15 protein-coding genes are annotated in these 20,327 nt (G+C 70.1%); 12 read left to right on the top strand and 3 right to left on the bottom strand.

What is annotated here, in order from left to right; translation table 11 throughout:
- The first annotated feature begins 174 nt into the window (after positions 1-174).
- The 4 genes from ACN469_RS23645 to ACN469_RS23630 all read left to right on the top strand — a co-directional run bounded on the left by ACN469_RS23645 (position 175) and on the right by ACN469_RS23630 (position 5,676).
- Positions 175-1,461, top strand: coding sequence for an SBBP repeat-containing protein (locus tag ACN469_RS23645; protein ID WP_498771010.1), 1,287 nt, complete (start codon positions 175-177; stop codon positions 1,459-1,461).
- Positions 1,462-1,585: 124 nt separating this feature from the next.
- On the top strand, positions 1,586-2,299 hold the full coding sequence (gene rpiA / locus ACN469_RS23640) for a ribose-5-phosphate isomerase RpiA (protein ID WP_498771009.1): 714 nt from the start codon (positions 1,586-1,588) through the stop codon (positions 2,297-2,299).
- A gap of 321 nt (positions 2,300-2,620) precedes the next feature.
- Positions 2,621-4,234: a DUF1592 domain-containing protein gene (locus tag ACN469_RS23635; protein ID WP_498771008.1), complete on the top strand. Its 1,614-nt coding sequence runs from the start codon at positions 2,621-2,623 to the stop codon at positions 4,232-4,234.
- Between the two features lie 5 nt (positions 4,235-4,239).
- Positions 4,240-5,676 (top strand): DUF1552 domain-containing protein, encoded by a 1,437-nt coding sequence (locus ACN469_RS23630; RefSeq protein ID WP_498771007.1) that lies wholly within the window; start codon positions 4,240-4,242, stop codon positions 5,674-5,676.
- A 96-nt stretch (positions 5,677-5,772) separates the two neighbouring features.
- On the opposite strand, the gene ACN469_RS23625 is transcribed toward ACN469_RS23630, so the two are convergent.
- Complete coding sequence (locus ACN469_RS23625; RefSeq protein WP_498771006.1) at positions 5,773-6,795, bottom strand: metal-dependent hydrolase; 1,023 nt, start codon at positions 6,793-6,795, stop codon at positions 5,773-5,775.
- 111 nt (positions 6,796-6,906) lie between these two features.
- A complete protein-coding gene (locus ACN469_RS23620) occupies positions 6,907-8,214 on the bottom strand; it encodes a pectin acetylesterase-family hydrolase (RefSeq protein ID WP_498771005.1) in 1,308 nt (435 codons plus the stop codon).
- Positions 8,215-8,382: 168 nt separating this feature from the next.
- Here ACN469_RS23620 and ACN469_RS23615 point away from each other — a divergent pair, with 168 nt between their 5' ends.
- The 3 genes from ACN469_RS23615 to ACN469_RS23605 all read left to right on the top strand — a co-directional run bounded on the left by ACN469_RS23615 (position 8,383) and on the right by ACN469_RS23605 (position 11,810).
- Positions 8,383-9,075, top strand: coding sequence for a hypothetical protein (locus ACN469_RS23615; RefSeq protein ID WP_498771004.1), 693 nt, complete (start codon positions 8,383-8,385; stop codon positions 9,073-9,075).
- Positions 9,076-9,171: 96 nt separating this feature from the next.
- Positions 9,172-10,005 (top strand): sensor histidine kinase, encoded by an 834-nt coding sequence (locus tag ACN469_RS23610; RefSeq protein ID WP_498771003.1) that lies wholly within the window; start codon positions 9,172-9,174, stop codon positions 10,003-10,005.
- Between the two features lie 101 nt (positions 10,006-10,106).
- A complete protein-coding gene (locus tag ACN469_RS23605; RefSeq protein WP_498771002.1) occupies positions 10,107-11,810 on the top strand; it encodes an ATP-binding protein in 1,704 nt (567 codons plus the stop codon).
- Here ACN469_RS23605 and ACN469_RS23600 read toward each other — a convergent pair.
- Positions 11,776-13,902, bottom strand: coding sequence for an ATP-binding domain-containing protein (locus ACN469_RS23600; RefSeq protein ID WP_498771020.1), 2,127 nt, complete (start codon positions 13,900-13,902; stop codon positions 11,776-11,778). The two genes, ACN469_RS23605 and ACN469_RS23600, sit on opposite strands and share 35 nt — an antisense overlap.
- Before the next feature lie 92 nt (positions 13,903-13,994).
- Between ACN469_RS23600 and ACN469_RS23595 the strand changes: the two genes are divergently transcribed.
- The 5 genes from ACN469_RS23595 to ACN469_RS23575 all read left to right on the top strand — a co-directional run.
- On the top strand, positions 13,995-14,912 hold the full coding sequence (locus ACN469_RS23595; RefSeq protein ID WP_498771001.1) for a spermidine synthase: 918 nt from the start codon (positions 13,995-13,997) through the stop codon (positions 14,910-14,912).
- Between the two features lie 101 nt (positions 14,913-15,013).
- Entirely contained in the window at positions 15,014-15,631 is a 618-nt protein-coding gene (locus ACN469_RS23590) for a gluconate 2-dehydrogenase subunit 3 family protein (RefSeq protein WP_498771000.1), read from the top strand.
- Entirely contained in the window at positions 15,628-17,178 is a 1,551-nt protein-coding gene (locus ACN469_RS23585; protein ID WP_498770999.1) for a GMC family oxidoreductase N-terminal domain-containing protein, read from the top strand. Before ACN469_RS23590 ends, ACN469_RS23585 begins: the two co-directional genes overlap by 4 nt.
- A gap of 166 nt (positions 17,179-17,344) precedes the next feature.
- Positions 17,345-20,029: a M16 family metallopeptidase gene (locus ACN469_RS23580; protein ID WP_498770998.1), complete on the top strand. Its 2,685-nt coding sequence runs from the start codon at positions 17,345-17,347 to the stop codon at positions 20,027-20,029.
- A gap of 122 nt (positions 20,030-20,151) precedes the next feature.
- The coding region (locus ACN469_RS23575; RefSeq protein ID WP_498771019.1) for a neutral zinc metallopeptidase at positions 20,152-20,327 on the top strand (176 nt) is incomplete at its 3' end.

Below are 20,327 nucleotides of genomic sequence, written 5' to 3'. Positions count from 1 at the left end.
GCTGTTGAGCTGTTGAACCGGGGGCCTGCTTCGGGCTGGCCCCTGGTGTGACGCGGAGTGCCCAACGCTCCGCGTCGCCCCTTTCCGAGGAAGGGGCGGTCCTTCCGAGATGTTTCAAGCCTGGCAGACGCGTCAGAGTACGGGCGGAAACTTTCATCTCGATAGGAGTCGCCCATGAATCGGAAGTGGTGGAGTGGCGCGTGTGGTGTCGCGAGCGCGGTGGCCCTCCTGGGAGCACTGCCCGCGAGCGCCCAATCCCTGACGCCCCCTGACTGGCAACGACAACTGGGAAGCACCGCGGACGAGTTGGCGCTGGCCGTCACCTCCGTGGGCGACGCTACCTATCTGGCGGGCCACACCGGCGGACAGCTGGGCTCCGCGCCGTCTTCGGGTGGCCAGGATGTCTTCGTCGCGAAGTACGGCGTGGATGGCACGCGTCTCTGGGTGCGGCAGGTGGGCACGGCGATGAATGACCGCGCGCTGTCGGTGACGGCGGACCTGGCGGGCAACGTCTATGTCACGGGCTACACGTGGGGCAGCTTCCTGCCGTACGTCAACGCGGGCGGCACGGACTTCTTCGTGTTGAAGCTCGACGCGGGCGGCGCGCTGGACTGGGTACGGCAGTTCGGCACGGAGACGGACGACTTCGCCACGGGCATCGCCGTCACGCGTCGCGCGGGCCAGGACGGCCTCTTCATCTCCGGCTATTCGCTGGGGCGCATCGACGGCACGCCCACGCCGGGCAACTACGACGTGGTGGTGGCCAAGTTCGACACGGGCGGCAACCCGTACTGGATGCGGCAGTTCGGCTCCGGGCGAAGCGACGTGGCGCTGGGCGTGGCGGTGAGCCCGAGCGAGGACGTCTACGTCGCCGGCTACACGCTGGGCAGCCTCGATGGTGTCACCGCGCCGGGGACCACGGTGGACCTCTTCCTGGCGAAGTACGACGTGCTCGGTGATTCGAAGTGGGTCCGTCAGCTGGGCTCGACGAGCGACGAGTACGGCACGGGCGTGGCGGTGGACGAGGACGGCGCGGCCTATGTGTCCGGCTACACCTTCGGCGCGCTCGACGGGAATGTCCGCGTGGGCACGTACGACGCGGTGCTGGTGAAGTACGACGAGACGGGCGCGCGGCAGTGGACGCGGCAGCTGGGCACGACGACGACGGACTACGCGCAGGGCGTGGCGGTGGGCGCGGATGGAAAGGTCCACCTGGTGGGCCACACGTCGGGCGCGCTGGACGGCAACGTGTCGCTGGGCGGCGGCGACGTGTTCCTGTCCACGTTCGACACCGCGGGCAACCGGCTCGGTACGCGGCAGGTGGGCTCCAGCGCGTCGGACCGCGGGCAGGCGGTGACGGTCGGCGCGGACGGTGCCGCGTACGCGGTGGGCTACACCTGGGGCAGCGTGCCTGGGAGCGCCAGCGCGGGCGGCTACGACGCCATCCTCTTCCGCTTCTGAAGCGGAGCCGGGCCTTCGAGCTCTCGCTGGGGACGGGTGTCGTGCGGCGAGTGTCTGCGTCCGTTCCCCGCGAGGCGATGTACCTTTGAAGCACGCGGCAGGATGGTGACGAAGGAGCGGGGTGATGGAGCTCGACTCAAGCGCACGGACGGGTCGCTACAAGCGGGCGGCGGCCGAGGCGGCGGTGGACCGCTTCTTCCTGCCGGGGATGCACGTGGGCCTGGGCACGGGCAGCACCGCGGCCTTCGCCGTGCGACGGCTGGCGGCGCTGCGCGCGCAGGGACACCTCCTGGACGTCGTGGGCGTCCCCACGTCGCGGGCCACGCAGGCGCTGGCGCTGGAGCTGGGCATTCCCCTCACCACGCTGGAGGCGCACCCGGAACTGGACGTCACCATCGACGGCGCCGACGAGGTGGCGCCGGACCTGTCCGTCATCAAGGGCGGCGGCGGCGCGCTCCTGCGCGAGAAGATTGTCGCCCAGGCCAGCCGCCGCGTCGTCATCGTCGCGGATGTGGCGAAGCTGTCACCGAAGCTCGGCACCCACTGGCCCGTGCCGGTGGAGGTGCTGGCGTTCGGCTGGCGCTCGCAGTCGCTGTTCCTGGAGTCGCTCGGCGCGCGCGTGACGCCACGCCAGGGTGTCGACAGCGCGCCCTTCCTCACGGACCAGGGCAACCTCGTGCTCGACTGCGCCTTCGGTCCCATCGACGCGCCGTCGGAGCTGGCCGCGCGGCTGGGCGCGCGCGCGGGCATCGTTGGTCATGGCCTGTTCCTCGGCGTGGCCACGGACCTGATGGTCGCGGGCCCCGGTGGTGTCGAGCACCGCGTGCGCCCGGCGTGAGTCCTGGCAGGCGCTGTGCGCGAGTGAGTGCTTGTCTGCTCGGATGAAGGGCGTGCGTTCGCGGGTGGGCGAGTGTCGCGTGGGTCACCGCCACTCCAATGCTGCGGGGCTCGCGCACGTGGGTCGCGCGACGTGAACGTAGGCGACTGTCGGGCGCGTGCGCCGACGTTTCTCGCGGGCTTGGAAGAGCGTGGAGCGCGGCCCTCACATGGTGCGTCAAAAAGTGGGGAGGCCGCGACGGCGCGCGCGGTTACACTCGCCTGCGTTCCGGCGCTTCAGAGGGGGTTTCTGGGGGCTGCTGGGTCAGAGGGTGCCTTCCGCATGCGAATCGTCCGTTACTGCCTCCCCGCGGCACTGCTGTTGGTGACCGCATCTTGCTCAGGCGACACATCCGGCGGAGACCCTCCAGAGGTATCGGAGGCAGCCCCCGCGCGCGTGCGTCGCATCACCCGGGCCGAATACGACAACAGCGTCTACAGCATCGTGAAGAACCCCACGCTGGTGCCCATGGCGCAGCTCTTCGCGCCCGAGGACGCCATCCTCGGCTTCACCACGCATGACCGGCTCCAGGTCACGCCGCTGCTCGCGGACCAGTTCGACTCCGCGGCCGAGCGCAACTGGGGCCCTGTCGCCGTCAACAACCTGGCCAGCGAGTACGCCTGCGCCGCGGGGCAGAACGAGGACGACTGCGCGAAGTCGTTCATCCGCGCGCTCGGCGCTCGCGCCTTCCGCCGGCCGGTGACGGCCGAGGAAGAGACGGACCTGCTCGCGCTGTGGAAGGCGGTGCGCAAGGAGTCGGACCCGAAGAAGGCGGCCGAATTCGTCATCCAGGGTGTGCTGACGTCGGCGTCATTCCTGTACCGCACGGAGCTGGGCGAGTCCGGTGGACCGGCGAACAAGGTGGTGTGGTTGACGCAGCAGGAGATCGCCACGGCGCTGTCGTTCGCCGTGACGGGCTCGCCTCCCGACGCGGAGCTGGCCGCCGCCGCCGCCGAGGGGCAGCTCAAGAAGGCCGCTGTTCGCGAGGCCCAGGTGCTTCGCCTGCTGAAGACCGAGGCGTCCCAGAAGTACCTCGAGCGCTTCATCGTGGAGTGGCTCGGGCTGTCCGGTCTGGAGAGCCTCAACAAGAACAACCAGGTGTTCCCGGACTTCAGCCAGACGTTCAAGCTCTCCGCTCGCGCGGAGACGCTGGCCTTCATCAACCACGTCCTCTCCAACGAGGGCGGCTCGGTGAAGGAGCTGTTGAGCGCGAACTACACCTTCGCCAACGGTCTGATGTCGGAGTTCTACGGCACGTCGCTGACGCCGGATGGCACCCTCGGCCGGGTTCCGCTGCCGGCCAACCGGGTGGGCATCCTCACGCACGCGAGCGTGTTGACGACGTACGCGCTGTTCGACTCCAGCTCGCCCATCCGTCGCGGCAAGTTCGTCCTCACGCGCCTGTTGTGCCGTGAAGTCCCCCCGCCCCCGCCGTCCATCATCATCATCCCGCCCGCCGTCACGCCGGACAGCACCACCCGCGCGCGCTTCGCCGCCCACACCGACAACCCCACGTGCGCGGGCTGCCACCGGCAGCTGGACCCCATCGGCTTCGGCATGGAGGACTACGACGGCGTGGGCAAGTACCGCACGAAGGAGAACAACCTGGACGTGGACGCCAGCGGCTCCGTCGAGCACGCCGAAGGCAAGTTCACCTTCACGGGCGGCGCCGAGCTCGCGCGCTGGCTCGCCAGCAGCTCGGACGTCGCCGACTGCGTGCCGCTGCAGCTCTTCCGCTACGTCATGGGGCGGGATGAGGACACCGTCGATGGGCCGATGCTCGCCGACATGCGCTCGCGCTTCCGCGCGGACCCGAAGCTGAAGCTGGGCGATGCCCTCGTTGGCCTCGTCCGCTCACCGTATTTCGTCCACCGGCGCACCCCTTCCCCCGAGTAGCCACCATGCTCCGCGAACTCTCACGACGCTCCCTGATAAAGACCCTGGCGGGCTCGGCGGCGGCGCTGCCCCTGGCCAACCTGCTCGGCACCACGGACGCGTATGCCCAGGGCACCACGCCCCCCATGCGCTTCATCGCCATCTTCACCTCCCACGGGTGCCTTCCGGAGTACTGGAACCCGCAGGGCGGCGAGACGGACTTCACCCTCGACTTCCCCAACTCCATGCTGTCGCCGCTCCAGGCCCACCGCTCCAAGCTGCTGGTGCTGGATGGCCTGGACTACCAGGTGCTCTACGAGCACGGCCTGACGGGGCACGAGGGCGGCCCCCTCACGTTCCTCACCGGCAGCAAGGTCAACACCGCCAGCGGTGACGACCTGCCGGAGAACGCCTCGCTGGACCAGGTCCTCGCGACGCAGATTGGCGGCGCCACGCGCTTCCGCTCCCTCCAGCTCAACGCGTGGGAGCAGTTCGGCGGCCAGCACGTCTACAACAGCATCAGCTTCACGCCGAACGGCGGGCGCGTGCCCTTCGAGCGAGACCCGGCGGGCGTCTACCAGCGCCTGTTCGGCAACGCGCCGTCGCCCACGTCGGACCCGGGGGAGAACGCGAGCGCGCTCGCGCGTCGCAGGAGCCTCCTGGACTACCTGGTCAAGGACGCCACCCGGCTGCGCAACCGCCTGGCGGGCGCGGAGCGGCAGAAGCTGGAGACGCACCTGGAATCGCTGCGTGACATCGAGCGCCGGTTGGGCTCGCTGAGCACGGCCCCCACGCCCTCGCAGGAGCCCTTGCCGGCGGAGGCCGCGTGCAGCGGCGGCGCGGCGCCTCCGGGGTACGACCTGGGCCAGCTCGGCAACCTGACCAACATGCCCACGCTGACCAAGCTCCACATGGACCTCATCGTCCGGGCCTTCGCGTGTGACTTGACGCGAGTGGTGACGATGACGATTCCGGGCCCGTCGATGCCGTGGCTCGGCATCAACGAGGACACGCACAACGACCTGGCGCACCGTCTGGACGTGACGGCCGAGCCGCTGCGCTCGGAGATTCGCGGGAAGATGGTGAAGGTGCAGCGCTGGTACGCCGAGCAGGTGGCGTACCTCATGAACGGCCTGGCCTCCGTGCAGGAGGGCAGCGGCACCGCCCTGGACAACACCCTCATCCTCTGGGGCAACGAGCTGGGGGATGCGTCCGGCCACATGAACGTGCGCGTGCCCACGGTGCTCGCGGGCGGCGCGGCCGGGAAGTTCCGCATGGGCCGCTTCCTGCGGCTGCGTCCCGCCGGCTCCAACCCGCTGAACAACTGGGGTGGCCCCGGTACGCCGCTGACGGGCGCGGTGGCCCACAACAAGCTGCTGGTGTCCATTGCCCAGGCCTTCGGGGTGAACGTGAACACCTTCGGCCACCCGGACTTCAAGGGCCCGCTGTCGGGCCTCACCTGAGTCCGCTGTCTCGCGGCGGGGCACGGTGTCCCGCCGCGAGGCTCCCTTCGGGTCCGAGCAGGTGACTCGAAGGGCCGCCGTCCCCGCGCCGTCGCGTCAGGGAGCTTCGGGCTTCGGCTCGGAGTCTCCGCCGCGCCATCGGCGCAGCAGCTCGGAGGCGCTGCCGCCTCGCTCCAACCGGGCGTCCGTCACCGTCCCCGCCGCGTCCACTCGCACCACGAAGGTGAGCGTGGGCTCGCCATTCAGGTGGTAGCGCAGGTCGGCGACGCGCACCTCTTGTCCCGCCGCCACCGGCGTCACCGTCACCACCGGGAAGCGCGCCCAGGCCAAGGCCTCGCGCACGGTGGGCACCTCGCGCAGCTCCACGGGCAGCACGTCCACGGGGGCCACCACCCTGCGGGCCTCCCGGGGCGCGCCCAGGAGCGTCACGTCCCCCGCGGCCAGGACTTCGCCAGGAAGCCGCGCCACGTACCGCCACGTGCGGAAGGAGAGGGGCGCGGGGAAGACGCGCACGGCCTGGGCGCCGGGGTAGGCGCCGTCCACCCGCCGCGTCAGCACGCCCCAGGAGGCGACGCGCGCGCCCACGTAGGCCATGGCGCAGGCGAGCCCCACCAGCAGCGCGCGCCGCCACGCCGCGCGCCGTCGCCACGCCACCACTGTCCCCGCCACCAGCGGCAGCGTCACCCACGGGTCCACGACCACCGTCCAGTCCAGGCTCAGCCGCGCATCGGAGAAGGGCAGCAGCACCCGCGTGCCCCAGCCCGTCCACAAGTCCGGGAGCAGGTGCGCGAAGAGCACGGACGTCAGGCTGGAGAGGAACACCGGGAGCAGCCGCGTGCCCTGGCGGAACACGGCCCACGCGATGAGCGTGGCGCCGAGGGCGATGACGGGCGCGAAGACGAGCGAGTGGGACAGGCCCCGGTGCGCATGCAGCGCCACCGTCACCGCGTCACCACGCGCCAGGAGGGTGTCCAGGTCCGGCAGCTCGGCGGCCAGCACGCTCGCCAGCAACACCGCGCGGTCCGTGGACGAAGAGCGCTCCGGAGAACCGGGGCGTACGTCGGGCCGGCGCAGCGCGCCGACAGCCAATCCCAAGAGCCCGTGCGTGAGGTTGTCCATGGCGCCTGTGGCCTCTAGCGCCTTCCCCTCACGGGGGCCAGCGGCGGGACGCAAGATGCGTCTTGTGCCCCGCCGCCAGTCACACGACTTCTTCAACCAGGGGGCTTACGACTACCCGCCCAGCGCGCCGTTGATGAGCGGCGCGACAATGCCCATGCCCGGGTCCTCGGCGTTGTAGCCGTTGGCGGGCTCGTAGATGCGCACGCGCTGGTTGTTGTTCACGAAGCGCGTGAGGAACGTGTCCATGCCCACGAACTCGCTGCGGCACTTCCACGACTGCCACGGCGCTTCAATGTACTCGTACCACTTCTTCTTCTCCATCTGCTGGCAGGCGTGCGCGCCGATGAAGGTGATGATGGTGCTGCAGTGGCTGGCGTTGATGGCGCGCTCGTGCGGGATGAAGTAGCTGAAGTTGTTGTACTTGTTCAGCTCCGTCACCATCGCGGCCTCGTCCGTCTTCCAGTAGGCGTGCACGGACTCCTTGTCGTTCGGCGTGTGGAAGCGCTCATAGGAGAAGCGCGAGTAGTTGTAGTCACGCGTGTAGCCCGTGTACGCGAGCTGGTCGTTCGGGAACTCCGTGGCCACCATGCGGTTGATGGTGCCGAAGTCGCTCTGGCTGAACGACGCGGGCAGCAGGCCGAACACGGAGTTCAGGTTCCACGACTCGCGAATCTTGTCGTGCAGGGAGCGCGACTTGAAGTTGGCGTTGGGCGCCAGGAAGATGGGGCCGGAGTCGTTGAGCAGGTAGCCACGCGCCGGGTTGATGATGCGACGCGCGAAGTAGTAGCCCGCCGACGTCGCCGTGCCGCCCGCGCTGTAGCCCGTCATCAGGAACTTCTGCACGTTGGGGAACTGCGTCTTCGCGTAGTTCGCCACCGCCAGCGTGTTGGTGTAGCCGCTGTGGTGCCACGTGAGCGGGGGGTTGGCGCCCGTCTGGTCCACGTACGTCTTCGTGTTGTTGCCGATGTGCACGTCGCCGGTGCAGTACGGCACGTAGACGATGTTCCAGCCGGCCGTCACCAGGTTCGTCTTGCTGCGGCCCGGCAGGCCCGGGTCGGCGCCGTTGACGAGCGGCGAGACGTACTTCGCGGTGAACTGGGTGATGTAGTCGTCGGCGATGCCGTTGGGGTTCGCCGCGCCCAGGAGGCCCGCGCGACCGCTACAGGTGTCGTAGTCCCAGCACGCGCCGCCGCCCTCGAGCAGCATCAGCAGGTTGGGCGAGTTCGTCTTGTGGATGAAGAACTTGAACTGGGAGCCATTGCCACACTTCGTCCCAGGCAGCTCCACCTTCTGCCAGTTGTAGTTGTTGCCGCCATCCACCAGCACACTGACGATGGATGAGACGATGACTTCCGAGCGGGCGGCGCTAGGGACCATCAGCGCAGCGACAGCGAGGCACGCCACGAGTACGCGCTTCATGCAGGCTCCTCCGGGTTTGGGGGGAAACCGGTTCTATATCCCACGTTGACCCGGGAGTCAGTCCTGAATGTGTTGTTTCATGTTTCGAGCACCACGGTGGATTGTGATGCATTGCGGCATGACAAGGGTTGGTTGCCAGGGGCGAGAGGCACGCGGTATTCGGACGTCATGTCCGATAATGCTGGGTCGAAGCGGCTGGGCTGGCTGGCGGGGCTCGGGGTCGTGGCGCTGGTGGCCGCGCTCGTGTTCGCCCTGCGCGGAGAGGCGCCGCCCTTGGCGCCGCCCGAGCCAGGGATGGCCACCGCGCCAACCCCGCCGCCCCCCGCCGCGCCCGTGCCCTCGCGGCCCGCCGCGCCCACCCTTCCACCAGGAATGACAAGCAGCGTCATTCCGGAGACGCTCCGGGCGCCGGAGCCCGAAGTGGATGGCGAGCCGGAGGCCTATCCCTTGGACTTGGAGGCGCTGCGCGCGAGGCTGCCGGACAACCTGTACTGGGAGCTGGGCGCGCCGACGAAGGACCCGGAGCTCTTGCGCAAGCGCGAGGAGGAGACGCGCAAGTGGAATGAGGTCTTTGGCCGGGTGCAGTCGGGTGACGCCACCGAGTCTGAGATTCGCCAGTACTACGACCGACGACGCAAGGTGTCAGAGGACTTGTTGCAGTTCGCGACCACGGTGCTCGAGGAGCAGGGCGACAAGCTGCCCGATCGTGACAAGGGGTTGTACGAGCTGAGCATCAACATGCACCGCACGCGGCTGTCGGAGTACTCCCGCCAGGAAGAGGAGTCGCTGGCGCACGGCCGCGCGGCGGAGCAGCGCCGCGAGCAGTGGCGCCAGCGGCAGCAGGGGCAGCAGCAGCCCTGAGGTGCCAGGGCCTGTGTTGGATAGTGGAAGCTCGCGGGAGGACGCGGCCGGGCGCCGGATGGGTGCGGGCCGCCTGCTCCAGTAGAAACGTGGGGCATGGCGGTGGAGACGAGTCGGAAGGGTTCGCCCGTCGAGGGCGAGCACGCGGCGGGCTCTCCGGATGAGTCGCGCCGGCCCGCGGGGGAGCTCGAGCAGTGGGTGACGGAGCGGACAGCCGCCCTGGAGGCCGCGCTGCGGGTGCGCGATGAGTTCCTGTCCGTGGCCTCCCATGAGCTGCGCACGCCGCTGACGTCGCTGCGGCTCTACGTGGACGGCCTGGTGCGCTCCGCGCAGCTCGGCGCGCTGGAGCCCGCGGACGTGCCCCGGCGGCTGGCACGCGTCCAGGACCAGTGCGGGCGGCTGGACAGGCTCATCGCCACGCTCCTGGACGTGTCGCTCCTGTCCACCCAGCGCCCGGTGTTGGATTTGGAGGAGGTGGACCTGGGGCAGCTGGTGCGCCACACGGTGGAGCGGATGGAGGAGGACGTGCGGCGCGCGGGGTGTGATTTGTGCCTGCGCGTCCCGGCCGGAATCGTCGGCGCGTGGGACCGCACGCGCGTGGAGCAGGTCTTCACCAACCTGCTCACCAATGCCCTGCGGCACGCGGCGGGGACGGCGATTGAAGTGGCGATCCGCGAGGAGACCCACTCCGTGCTGTTGTGGGTGAAGGACAGGGGGCCAGGCATCTCCCCGGAGGACCAGGCGCGGCTGTTCCAGCGCTTCTCTCGCCTGGACCCGACGCGGCCCGGCTTCGGCCTGGGGCTGTGGATTTCCCGGCAGCTCGTCGAGCTCCACGGGGGGAGCCTGTCCGTGGAGAGCGCCCTGGGCGAAGGGGCCTGCTTCACCGTGCGCTTGCCGCTGCCCGCTCCCGCTCCGCCCCCAGGTCCGTGAGGACTTGCCCCGCGATGCCGTCGAGTGTTGTCTGACGAGCAGACGTGTGGGAGGTAGCGGTGGGCTGGGATGAGGGAAGTGGTAAGCGGGAGCTGGGGGCCTTGACCCGCATCCGCATCGAGCGCGTGGACCATCACTTGACCGGACAGGGGCTTTCCAGCGTCGACACGTCCGCCGTGGGCGTGGAGGGACTCGACACCGTTCTGTGGGACCAGTTCCCGGAGAGTGTCTCCATCTGCGCGCCGGATGGTGCATGCCTCTACGCGAACCCGGCGATGGAGCGCGCCTTCGGAAGTCCCCGGGTGGAGCTGCTCGGCCGCTTCCTGTGGGAGCTGTATCCAGAGGCCCTGCGGGCGCAGCTCCAGGAGCGCTTCGTGCGCGTGGCCGCGGTGGGCGCGCCGGAGGACTTCGAGTGGCACTTCGCCTCCCAGGAGCGCTGGTTCGTGCTGCGCCTGTTCCGGGGCCATGGGCGCGTCTATGTCTTCTCGCGGGAGAACACGTCGGAGAAGAAGCAGGAGGCCATCCTCCGGGGGCTCTACGACGAGACGCGACGCGCGCAGCGCCACGCGGCCTTCCTGGCGCAGGCCAGCGAGGTGATGACGTCCTCGCTGGAGCATGACGAAATCCTCACGCGCCTCACCGTCCTCGCGGTGCCACCGCTGGCGGACGGGTGCAGCGTGGACGTCCCGTTGCCCGACGGGCGCGTGCGGCGCGTGGCCATGGCGCACGTGAGGCCGGAGCTGGTGGAGCGCGCACGGGCGTACCACGAGCGCTACCCCATCCTGATGGACCAGACCCACGGGGTGGGCAAGGTGCTGCGCACGGGCGCCACGGAGTTCGTGCCGGAGATGCGGCCGGAGCTGATCGAGCGGGCCATCCCGGACGAGACCCGGCGCCGGGCGACGCAGGAGCTGGGCATGACGGCGTACATCATCGTGCCCTTGATGAGCCGGGGCCGTGTGTTGGGGGCGCTGTCGCTCGTCAACACCGAGGGTGGCCGGCGCTACACGCAAGCGGACGTGCGGCTCGCCGAGGACCTGGCGCGGCGTGCGGCGACGTCCTTGGACAACGGGCGGCTGTACACGGAGGCGCAGGAGGCGGTGCGCGCCCGGGACTCGTTCCTGTCCGTCGCCTCCCACGAGCTGAACACGCCGCTCACGTCGCTGACGCTCAACGTCCAGGCGCTGCGCCGGCAGTTGGAGGCTCCCGCCGGAAGCCCCGGGGACATCGCGTCCGAGTCCGTGCCCAACAAGGTGATGGCCGTGCAGCGGCAGCTCTCCCGACTGTCCAGTCTGGTGCGGGAGCTGCTGGACGTGTCGCGCATCACCGCGGGCAAGCTGCGGTTGGAGCGTGAGCCGCTGGACCTGGCCGCGCTCACGCGGGAGCTGGTGCCGCGTTATGCGGAGGAGCTGTCGCGGGCGGGGTGCTCGCTGCGCCTGGAGACGCCCGGGCCCGCGACGGGTGAGTGGGACCGGCTGCGCGTCGAGCAGGTGCTCCAGAACCTGTTGTCCAACGCCATCAAGTACGGCCGGGGGCACCCCATCGAGGTGCACGTGGGCGCGGACGCGGAGCGGGCCTGGCTGTCCGTGCGCGACGAGGGCGTGGGCATCGCCCTGGAGGCGCAGCCGCGCCTGTTCCATCGCTTCGAGCGGCTCGCCAGCGAGCGGCACTACGGGGGCCTGGGGCTGGGCCTGTGGATTGTCCGGCAGATTGTCGACGCCATGGACGGGCGCATCCTCGTGCGCAGCGCGCCCGGCCAGGGCTCGACGTTCACCGTGGAGCTGCCGCGACAGCCGCCGGAATGAGGTGCGAGCGCGCGCCCGAGGACACCACCCAGAGCTGATGGGAGGTGCGGGTTATGGCCACGTGCAGGCGGCGGCGGGACTCGTCATCCACGGGCCAGGCGCGCGCGGTGACGTCCGGGAGGATGACGTAGTCGAACTCCAGGCCCTTCACGCTGCCCACGTCCGTCACGTCCACGCCGGGCTCGAAGGAGAACTCCCCGTCCTTCACCCGGCGCGCCCAGGACTGGTCCGCGACGACGCGATAGACGGCGTCGGCCGACTCGGGGCTGCTGGCGATGACACCCACGGAGGCGTGGGGCTCGCGCGCGACGAGGTCTCTCAGGGCCTCGCCCACGAAGAGCTGTGCCTGCGCCTCCACGGGGAAGTGGTGCAAGCCCACCGGGGCGCCCTCGCGGGGCGGCTGCGAGGAGGACTCCGCGGGGGCCTGGGTGCCCAGCACCTGACGGGCCAGCTCCACCACCGGCGCGGGGCAGCGGTAGGAGACCTGCAACCGGCAAGTGGAAGCGTCACGGATGCCCAGCTCCTCGAGCGTCTGGGCCCAGCCGGCGAAGCCCGCCTCCGTCTGCTGCATCTCATCGCCCGCGAGCGTGCAGCTGCGGCTCTTGCCCAACAGCTTGCGCACGACGAACAGCTCGAAGAGGGAGAAGTCCTCCGCTTCGTCCAGGACGATGTGGGCCAGCCGCTCCACCCCGAGCGGGCTGTGTTGGGCCTTGAGGAACATGAGGATGGGCAGGTCCTCCAGGTCCACCGTGCCGGCCAGCGCGTAGGGCGTGTCGTCCTCGATGGCCTTGCCGTCCACGGAGATGAGCCGCTCCGGGTCGGTGATGTCCTGGAGCTCCTTCTCCAGCGGGATGGAGCGTTGGAGCCGCGTGTGCTCGAGTACCTCGTCGATGGCGGTGCGAGGCAGCTCGCCCTTGGCTTGTCTCACCACGTCGTCGAGGAAGTGGCGGTCCAGGTACGCGTCCGCCAGCCGTCGGTGGAGCCGCTCCAGCGAGGGGCCCGCCTGCGCCTTCGGCGCGCTGATGCGGCCGAGGAGCAGGCGTCGAAGCGCGGGGTGTCGCTTGAAGCGCGACACGAGCGGCGGCGTCTCCGGGCTCAGCTTGATGCCCGGCAGGTTGAACGCGGAGCGCGCCGTCGCGAGCAGCCAGTGGTCCAGCGTGTCCACCGCGACGCGGCCCAGGCCCAGGGGCGCCAGCAGCCGGCGCGACAACCGGGCCAGTCCCTCCTCGGGGACGATGAGCATCATGCGCGCCTGGGGGTAGGTGGTCGGGTCGTCGAAGGCGATCTTCGCCAGCCGGTGCAGGGCCACCGTCGTCTTCCCGCTGCCCGCGCTGCCCAGAACCAGCAGGGGATGGGAGGCGTCCACGCTGACGGCGTCGTACTGCTCTGCGTCCAGCAGGGCGGTGACTCCGAAGGCGTCCTCGACCCGTCGCGCGCCCTTGCCGGTCCCCATGGCTCCGGGCCGGGCCGCCGAGCCCGCCCCGCCCGCTCGCAGCGCGCTGATGTCGCGGCCCACGCCGCGCCACGCGCCGTCCTGTCCTCGCTCCAGGACGAGGGCCCCGGAGATGATGCGGGTCAGCACGCCGCGCTCGATGACCACCAGTCGCCGCACCTCGACGGTGCCCTCGGCCAGCCGCTCACCGAACTGCTCCTCGTACGCGTCGCCTTCCTCGTATGAGTAGAAGACGCGGGCGATGGGAGCGAAGCGCCAGTCGATGACGCGCACGCCAGCGCTCACGTCCGCGAAGGTCGTGCGCCCGAGCAGGTAGTCGCGGGGGCCGGCGTCGCCATTCAGGCGCAGGTGCGCGAAGTAGGGGGCCTGCGCTTCCGGAAGCTGCGCGCGCTCCTGTCTGTCCAACAGGGCCCGCGTCTGGTCCATCTGGAAGAAGAGATGGGGCAGGTCGGCCTCCGCCGCGCTCGTCGCCTCGTCGCGGAGCGACTGGAGCTGGTCGAGCAGCGCCTGGTTCGTCTGTACCCGCCCTGCCTTGCGACGAGCGAGCTCCAGTGTCGCCTGGACGCGCGCGAGCAGCGCTTCCTCCTCGGCGATGATGGCCCGGGCGTCTTCGGAGAGGTGTCCCTGGTTATGCGCCATGGGCGCCAAGTTGAACTTCGCGAAGGTGCTCGTCAACCCATTGGTTTTCTTGGCGGAAGTGCTACTTTGAATGGCGGTCGGAAGGAGTGGGCATGCGGCGCTTCACCTCTCGGTTGGCGCTGCTGTTGCTGGCCTTCCTCTCGTGCGCGTCCTCGAGTCAGCGCACGGTCCTCCACCAGAAGCAGTCGCCCTACACGCTCATCGCGGTGACGGAGGACGCGCAGGGCCGGCGCTACCTCCAGTTCGACGAGTCCGGCGCGCTCCAGAGCGTGGTGTGGCCGGGGCATCCCTTGAAGCTGGAGCTGGCCTACACGCGCGTGGCCATGGTGGGACTGGCCTTCGTCCCCAAGCCCCAGCGCATCCTCGTCGTGGGCCTGGGCGGAGGGGCCATGCCCATGTTCCTGCGCGCGGTGGCGCCCCAGGCGCGCATCGACGTGGTGGACATCGACCCGGACGTGGTGGACGTGGCGCGCAAGTACTTCGGCTTCCGCGAGGACGCCCGCTTGAAGGCGCACGTGGCGGACGGCAGGGCCTTCATCGAGGCGAAGCGACCCGCGTATGACCTCATCTTCCTGGACGCGTACGGCCCCGAGAGCATCCCCGAGCACCTGGGCACGGTGGAGTTCCTCGCGTCGGTGCGCGCGCGGCTGACGGCGAAGGGCGCGGTGGTGGGCAACGTCTGGGAGGACCCGCCCAACCCGCTCTTCTCCTCCATGCTGCGCACGTGGCAGGCGGGCTTCCGCCAGCTCTACACCTTCCAGGTGGAGGCCAACGCCAACCGCATCTTCGTGGGCGTGCCCCATCCAGACAGCCAGTCGCGCGAAGTCCTCGCCTCCCGCGCCGAGGCCCTGGAGAAGGAGCGGGGCGTGCCCTTCGACTTGAGCGCGATGGTGATGGATGGCTTCGAGGACGTCACCGGTCGCGAGGAGCTGTCGGGACAGGTGTTGAAGGACAAGCGCCCGGCGCCCGCGCCTCCCGTGGAGCCAAGGCCCTCTCCGCCGATTCCCTGACGCGCGGAGCGCGGGCGTCGATTGTCATTCGATGGCGAGCAGGAGCTAGACTCCGGCGGCCTCACGGCGCGTTGTGTCCCCGTTTCGTTTCGGAGGCTTCGATGTCCCCGTCTCACGTCGGGCAGCCCGCGCTGTCGCGTCGAGGGCTGCTCAAGCGAGGAGTGTTCGGAGGCGCGTTGCTCGCGCTGGGAGGTGGCGGCGCCCTGTTCCTGCGCGAGGGGCTGTCATTGCCCCTGCCCGCCGAGGGGCTCCAGGTCCTCAGGCCTCGCGAGTACGCGACGTTCCAGGCCATCGCCCGCCGGGCCTTCCCGCCGCGTGACGGCTGGCCCGACGCGGACACGGTGCGCGTGGCCTTCCTGGCGGACCGGCTGCTCGCGCGGGGAGACCCCTCCATCGCGAAGGAGGTCCGGGACGTGCTGGGAATCTTCGACAACGCGCTGGCGGGGCTGTTGTTCTCGGGACGCGTCACGCCCTTCTCACGGCTCTCTCCCGAGGCGCAGGACGCCGCGCTGGAGGACTGGCGGACGTCGCGACTGGTGTTTCGTCGCGGCGCCTTCCACGCGCTGCGCTCGCTGGCGCATGCCGCGTATTACTCGCACCCGGCGGCCATCGCGGCCACGGGCTACGTGGCGCCGCAAGGCTTTCATGTCGCGGACGCCCCTGTCTGGCGAGGGCCCTCGGATGGCTCCATCGCGGGCAACGGAGGGTCCACGCCATGAGCGGTCGCATCTGGACGGGAGACGAGCTGACCGAGGACCAGACCCTCACCTGTGACGTCTGCGTGGTGGGCAGCGGCGCGGGGGGTGGGGTGCTCGGGCTGGAGCTGGCGAAGCGCGGGCTGGACGTGGTGATGCTGGAGGAGGGCGGCTACCACACGCGTCGCGACTTCGACTTGAACGAGGCGAAGGCGTACTCGACCTTCTACCAGGAGGCCGGCAACCGGGCGACGGATGACCTGTCCATCGGCATCTTCCAGGGCCGCACCGTGGGCGGTGGCACCGCCGTCAACTGGTGTGCCTGCTTCCGCACGCCGCCGGAAATCCTGGAGCGCTGGCGCGACACGCACGGCGTGAAGGGGCTGGACGCGGCCACGCTCGCGCCGCACTGGGACTGGCTGGAGGAGCGGCTGAACATCCGCGAGTGGCCGCTGGAGCAGTCCAATCGCAACAACCGCATCCTGTGGGAGGGATTGGGCGCGCTGGGCTACAGCCGGGGCACGGTGAAGCGCAACGTGCGCTCCTGCGCGGCGCTGGGCACGTGCGGCCTGGGCTGTCCCACCAACGCGAAGCAGTCCCTGCTGGTGACGCTCATCCCGGAGGCGGTGGAGAAGGGGATGCGGCTGTTCGCCAACGTCAGCGCGCGGCGGTTGGAGGTGCAGGGTGGACGCGTGGTGGCGGTCCACTCGGATGTGTTGAACCCGAACACGAACCGGCCCACCGGGAAGCGGCTCACCGTGAAGGCGAAGGTGACGGCCGTGTGCGGTGGGGCCATCAACTCGCCGGGACTGCTCTTGCGCAGCGGGCTCACCGGACGAGGCCAGGTGGGCAAGCGCCTCATGCTTCACCCGGTGGTCGTCTCCAACGCCCGCTTCCGGGAGCCCGTGGAGGCCTACGCCGGCGCGCCCATCAGCGTGTACTCGCGGCAGTTCATCACCCGGGGGGAGGGAAGGCTGGGGTGGCTGCTCGAGGTTCCTCCGCTGCTGCCCATCCTCAACTCGCTGGCGCTGACCGGCCTGGGCTCGGCGCATCAGGAGCAGATGGCCCGGCTGCCGTATGCCAATGCCCTCATCTCCATCTGCCTGGATGGCGTACACCCCGGGGACGAAGGCGGCACGGTGGGCCTGCGGGGCGAGGGCGAATACACGCGCTTCAAGGTCGACTACCCGCTCAACGACTTTCATTGGGAGGCCTTTCGCGAGGCCCTCAAGGTGTCCGCGCGCATCCAGTTCGCCGCTGGCGCCGAACAGGTGTCGAGCCCGCACTCGCGGCCCGTGGTCATGCACGGCGAGAAGGACCTCGCCTTGTTGGATGACGCGCCCTATGGCCCGCTCCAGCTCTCGGTCCTCAGCGCGCACCAGATGGGCGGGTGCGCCATGGGAGGCAGCCCGGAGACAAGCGTGGTGGACAGCACGCTGCGCTATTGGGACGCGGACAACCTCTTCGTCGTGGACGGGTCTGTCTTCCCCACCGCGCTGGGCGTCAATCCCATGGAGTCCATCCTCGGCATCGCCCACTGGGGGAGCCAGCACGTCGCCGCCGCTGTGTGACAATCCATGACCGAAGGATGATGGTGTTCTCGCCATCAGATGCTCTATGCAGTCCTCCCCGTCCTTGGGGCGCGCGAGGCAGTCCTTGCCTTGCTCGCAGTCCCCCGTGAGTCCAGTTCGTATGAACTCCCAGTTTCTCTCCCGTCCTTCTCCGCGTGCTCGGAGGATGACGGCTGCCGTCGTCTTCCTCTCGGCCCTGCTTGGCGCGTGTTCGACCTTGCCGCAGCGCGGCCAGGTGGTGATGCGCGACGTGTCCTTCCCCTTGCGAGACTTCCGCATGCCCTCGGGGCTGCGGGTGGTGGTGGAGCAGGACACGCGCGCGCCGGTGGTGGCGGTGGTGGCCCTGGTGGGCACGGGCGGCTCCAGCGACCCGGTGGGCAAGGAAGGCCTGGCGCACGTCGTGGAGCACCTGGCGTTCCGCTCGCGTCACGCGGGCAGCCCCTCGGTGTGGACGCGACTGGAGGATGCGGGGGCGGGGCGCTTCAATGCCCTCACCGGCCAGGACCACACGCTGTACCAGACGCTGGCGCCCAAGGAGTCACTGGCCACGTTGCTGAAGCTGGAGGGGCAGCGGCTGTCCTCGCCGCTCGCCGGTGTCACGCCGGAGGTCTTCGCCGTGGAGCGCGAGGTGGTGCGCAACGAGCTGCGCCAGCGCAACGAGACGGGCTACGTGGGGCAGGTCTTCAGTTGGGTGCACGCCGCGACCTATCCGCCGGAGCACCCGTACTCGCGGCCCCTCCTCGGCACGCACGAGTCGCTCACTGCGCTCGCCCTGACGGACGCCCAGCGCTTCGCGCGCAATCACTACCGTCCGGACAACATCACCCTGGTCATCGCCGGGGACGTGGACCTGGCCGCCGTGGAGGCGGTGTTGATGCAGAGCCTCCCCCCGGCGTGGGTGGGCACTGGCGCGCCGCTGGCGGTTGACACGCGCATGCCGCAGGTAGTGGAGCCGCCGCTGAAGGCCGACGCGCCGTCCATTCCGGAGTTCAAGGCGTCCGTGGGCTCGCCGGAGCTGTACATCTCCTGGGTGTTGCCGCGCTCCTTCGACGAGGCCAGCGCCATCCATGACTTCGTCCGGGTGAACCTGGGCCGGAGCCTGTTGGGCGCCATGCAGAACGACGGCGACATCGCCGGTATCGCCACGCAGGTGGTGCCCGGCACGCGCTCGTCGCTGCTGGTGGTTCGCGTGGTGCTCACCACGGGCTCCAACCCGCGCAGGTCCGCGGACAAGGTGCTGGACCGGGCCTACGAGACGTGGAAGCAGACCGCCGTGCTCGGTCGCGAGCTCGACTTCCAGTCGATGCGCCGCAACGTCATCACGGGCATGGTGCTGGAGTCCGAGGACCTGCTGGCGCGCACCACCCGCCGCGCGGAGTTGACGCACTTCATGCTCGACGTGCGCGGCTACACGCGCGCGCAGATGGCGCTGATGACCATCGACGGCGGCAAGGTGACGGACTTCGCCTACAAGTGGCTCCAGCGAGAGCGGGCCCGCATCATCCTGGTGCGGCCCGGCGAGAGTGGTGGTGGCTCGGCGGTGGCGTCCGTGACCCTGCCGGAGGAGTCCTCCACGCTGTCGGCCGAGCAGCGCATCACCCCGTCCATGCTGACGGTCCTGTCCGCGCCCGTGCAGACGCTGAAGCTCGACAACGGCATGGAGGTGCTGCTCGCGCCCCGGCCCGGGCTGCCCGTGGTGCGGGTGGGCGCGGTGCTGGGCGGCGGCTCCACGTATGGGGCGAAGCCGGGCGCGGCGGCGCTGGCCAACTACGGCGCCTTCCGCGAGTCGTGGTTCGAGGGCCATGCCAGCTATTGGGGCCTGCATGTGGAGTCAGAGATGCGCAAGGACCACCAGCGCATCGAGGTGTCCGGAACCGCCGGCAACGTCGGCAACATGCTGGCGCTGTTGTCCGAGCAACTGGCCACCACGCGGACCTCTCTGGAAGTCGTCAGGTATCTCCAGGAGCAGGTGGTGCCGTGGCGGCGCGTGGTGGACGCGCACCCGGAGGTGCGCGGTGGGCGCGAGCTGATGAAGGCCCTCTACGGGGCGCACGCCTACTCCCGAGAGGCCTCGGGTGAGGAGATGGCGCAACTGGACTGGGGCGACGTCCAGTCCTGGATTGGCGACGTGTACCGTCCGGCCAACACGGTGGTGGTCATCGCCGGCGAGTTCGACGTGAAGACGGTGGAGCCGCTGGTGCGCGAATACCTGGGCGGCTGGAAGTACGGGCCCGCCACGGCGGTGAGCGTGCCTGTCGCGCCGCCGCTGCCCGCGCCCTCCGCGAAGGCCCGCACGCTCGTCACGCCTCTCCCGGGTGCGAGCCAGGGCCACTTGCAGGTGGCCTGCCTGCTGCCCGCGGCCACCCCGGAGTCGGAGGCGCGCTACGCGTTGATGGTGGAGCTGGTGTCCCACGACGTGCGCTCGCAGCGCGGGGCCTCCTACGGCTTCGGCGCGAGCACCTGGCTGGCGCGCGGCGGCGCCTCCCACCTGGTGGTGGAGGGCGTGGTGGATGCGCAGCGCATGGCGGAGGGCGCGAAGTCCGTGCAGGACCTGCTCTCCTCCTTCGCCACGAACCTGGATGAGCGGGAGCTGGCGCGTGCCCGCTCGCGGCTGCTGGCGAAGCAGGCGGTGTCGTTCATCTCCTCGGAGGCCTGGGTGCATGCGCTCCTGGATGCCCGGGTGCGGGGCTTCTCGCCGGAGTCGCTGGCCCAGCGTCCCGCCCACCTCCAGGCCGTGACGGCCGCCGCGCTGAAGCAGGAGTTCGATGGCTGCCTGAAGCGGCTCGTCGTCGGGGTGGTCGCCGACGAGGCCCAGGCCCGCACGGCGCTCCAGGCGCTGTCCGTGCCGTAGTCGCTCGTGTGCTCTCTCGCCTGGCGTGCTGTCGACCAGGCGAGGGACGGGTGCCGGGCGTCCCTCCGCTCCGGCGCTGACTACCTTGCCCCGACGGAGAATCCGTCCAGGAGGGGGCAGGCATGCGGTGGCAGGGTGGTCGTCGCAGCTCCAATGTGGAAGACCGGCGAGGCAGTGGTTTCGGGCGTCCCCTGGCGGTGGGCGGCGGTATCGGCTCCATCGTCGTGGCGCTGGTGGTGATGTTGCTGGGGGGAGACCCCTCCGTCATCACCACCTCCGGGAGCGGGCAGGACCCGTC

The sequence above is a fragment of the Corallococcus terminator genome (genome assembly GCF_049194865.1).
Lineage (GTDB): Bacteria > Myxococcota > Myxococcia > Myxococcales > Myxococcaceae > Myxococcus > Myxococcus terminator_A.
Note: the sequence above shows the minus strand (reverse complement) of the source record. Positions and strands in the feature narration are given on the sequence as shown.

Excerpts from the sequence above, each read along its gene's own strand:
- ACN469_RS23595 (WP_498771001.1), top strand. The coding sequence starts at position 13,995 with ATGCGGCGCTTCACCTCTCGGTTGGCGCTGCTGTTGCTGGCCTTCCTC.
- ACN469_RS23635 (WP_498771008.1), top strand. The coding sequence starts at position 2,621 with ATGCGAATCGTCCGTTACTGCCTCCCCGCGGCACTGCTGTTGGTGACC.
- ACN469_RS23630 (WP_498771007.1), top strand. The coding sequence starts at position 4,240 with ATGCTCCGCGAACTCTCACGACGCTCCCTGATAAAGACCCTGGCGGGC.
- ACN469_RS23620 (WP_498771005.1), bottom strand. The coding sequence starts at position 8,214 with ATGAAGCGCGTACTCGTGGCGTGCCTCGCTGTCGCTGCGCTGATGGTC.
- ACN469_RS23615 (WP_498771004.1), top strand. The coding sequence starts at position 8,383 with ATGTCCGATAATGCTGGGTCGAAGCGGCTGGGCTGGCTGGCGGGGCTC.
- ACN469_RS23625 (WP_498771006.1), bottom strand. The coding sequence starts at position 6,795 with ATGGACAACCTCACGCACGGGCTCTTGGGATTGGCTGTCGGCGCGCTG.
- rpiA (WP_498771009.1), top strand. The coding sequence starts at position 1,586 with ATGGAGCTCGACTCAAGCGCACGGACGGGTCGCTACAAGCGGGCGGCG.
- ACN469_RS23580 (WP_498770998.1), top strand. The coding sequence starts at position 17,345 with ATGACGGCTGCCGTCGTCTTCCTCTCGGCCCTGCTTGGCGCGTGTTCG.
- ACN469_RS23590 (WP_498771000.1), top strand. The coding sequence starts at position 15,014 with ATGTCCCCGTCTCACGTCGGGCAGCCCGCGCTGTCGCGTCGAGGGCTG.
- ACN469_RS23585 (WP_498770999.1), top strand. The coding sequence starts at position 15,628 with ATGAGCGGTCGCATCTGGACGGGAGACGAGCTGACCGAGGACCAGACC.
- ACN469_RS23600 (WP_498771020.1), bottom strand. The coding sequence starts at position 13,902 with ATGGCGCATAACCAGGGACACCTCTCCGAAGACGCCCGGGCCATCATC.
- ACN469_RS23645 (WP_498771010.1), top strand. The coding sequence starts at position 175 with ATGAATCGGAAGTGGTGGAGTGGCGCGTGTGGTGTCGCGAGCGCGGTG.
- ACN469_RS23610 (WP_498771003.1), top strand. The coding sequence starts at position 9,172 with ATGGCGGTGGAGACGAGTCGGAAGGGTTCGCCCGTCGAGGGCGAGCAC.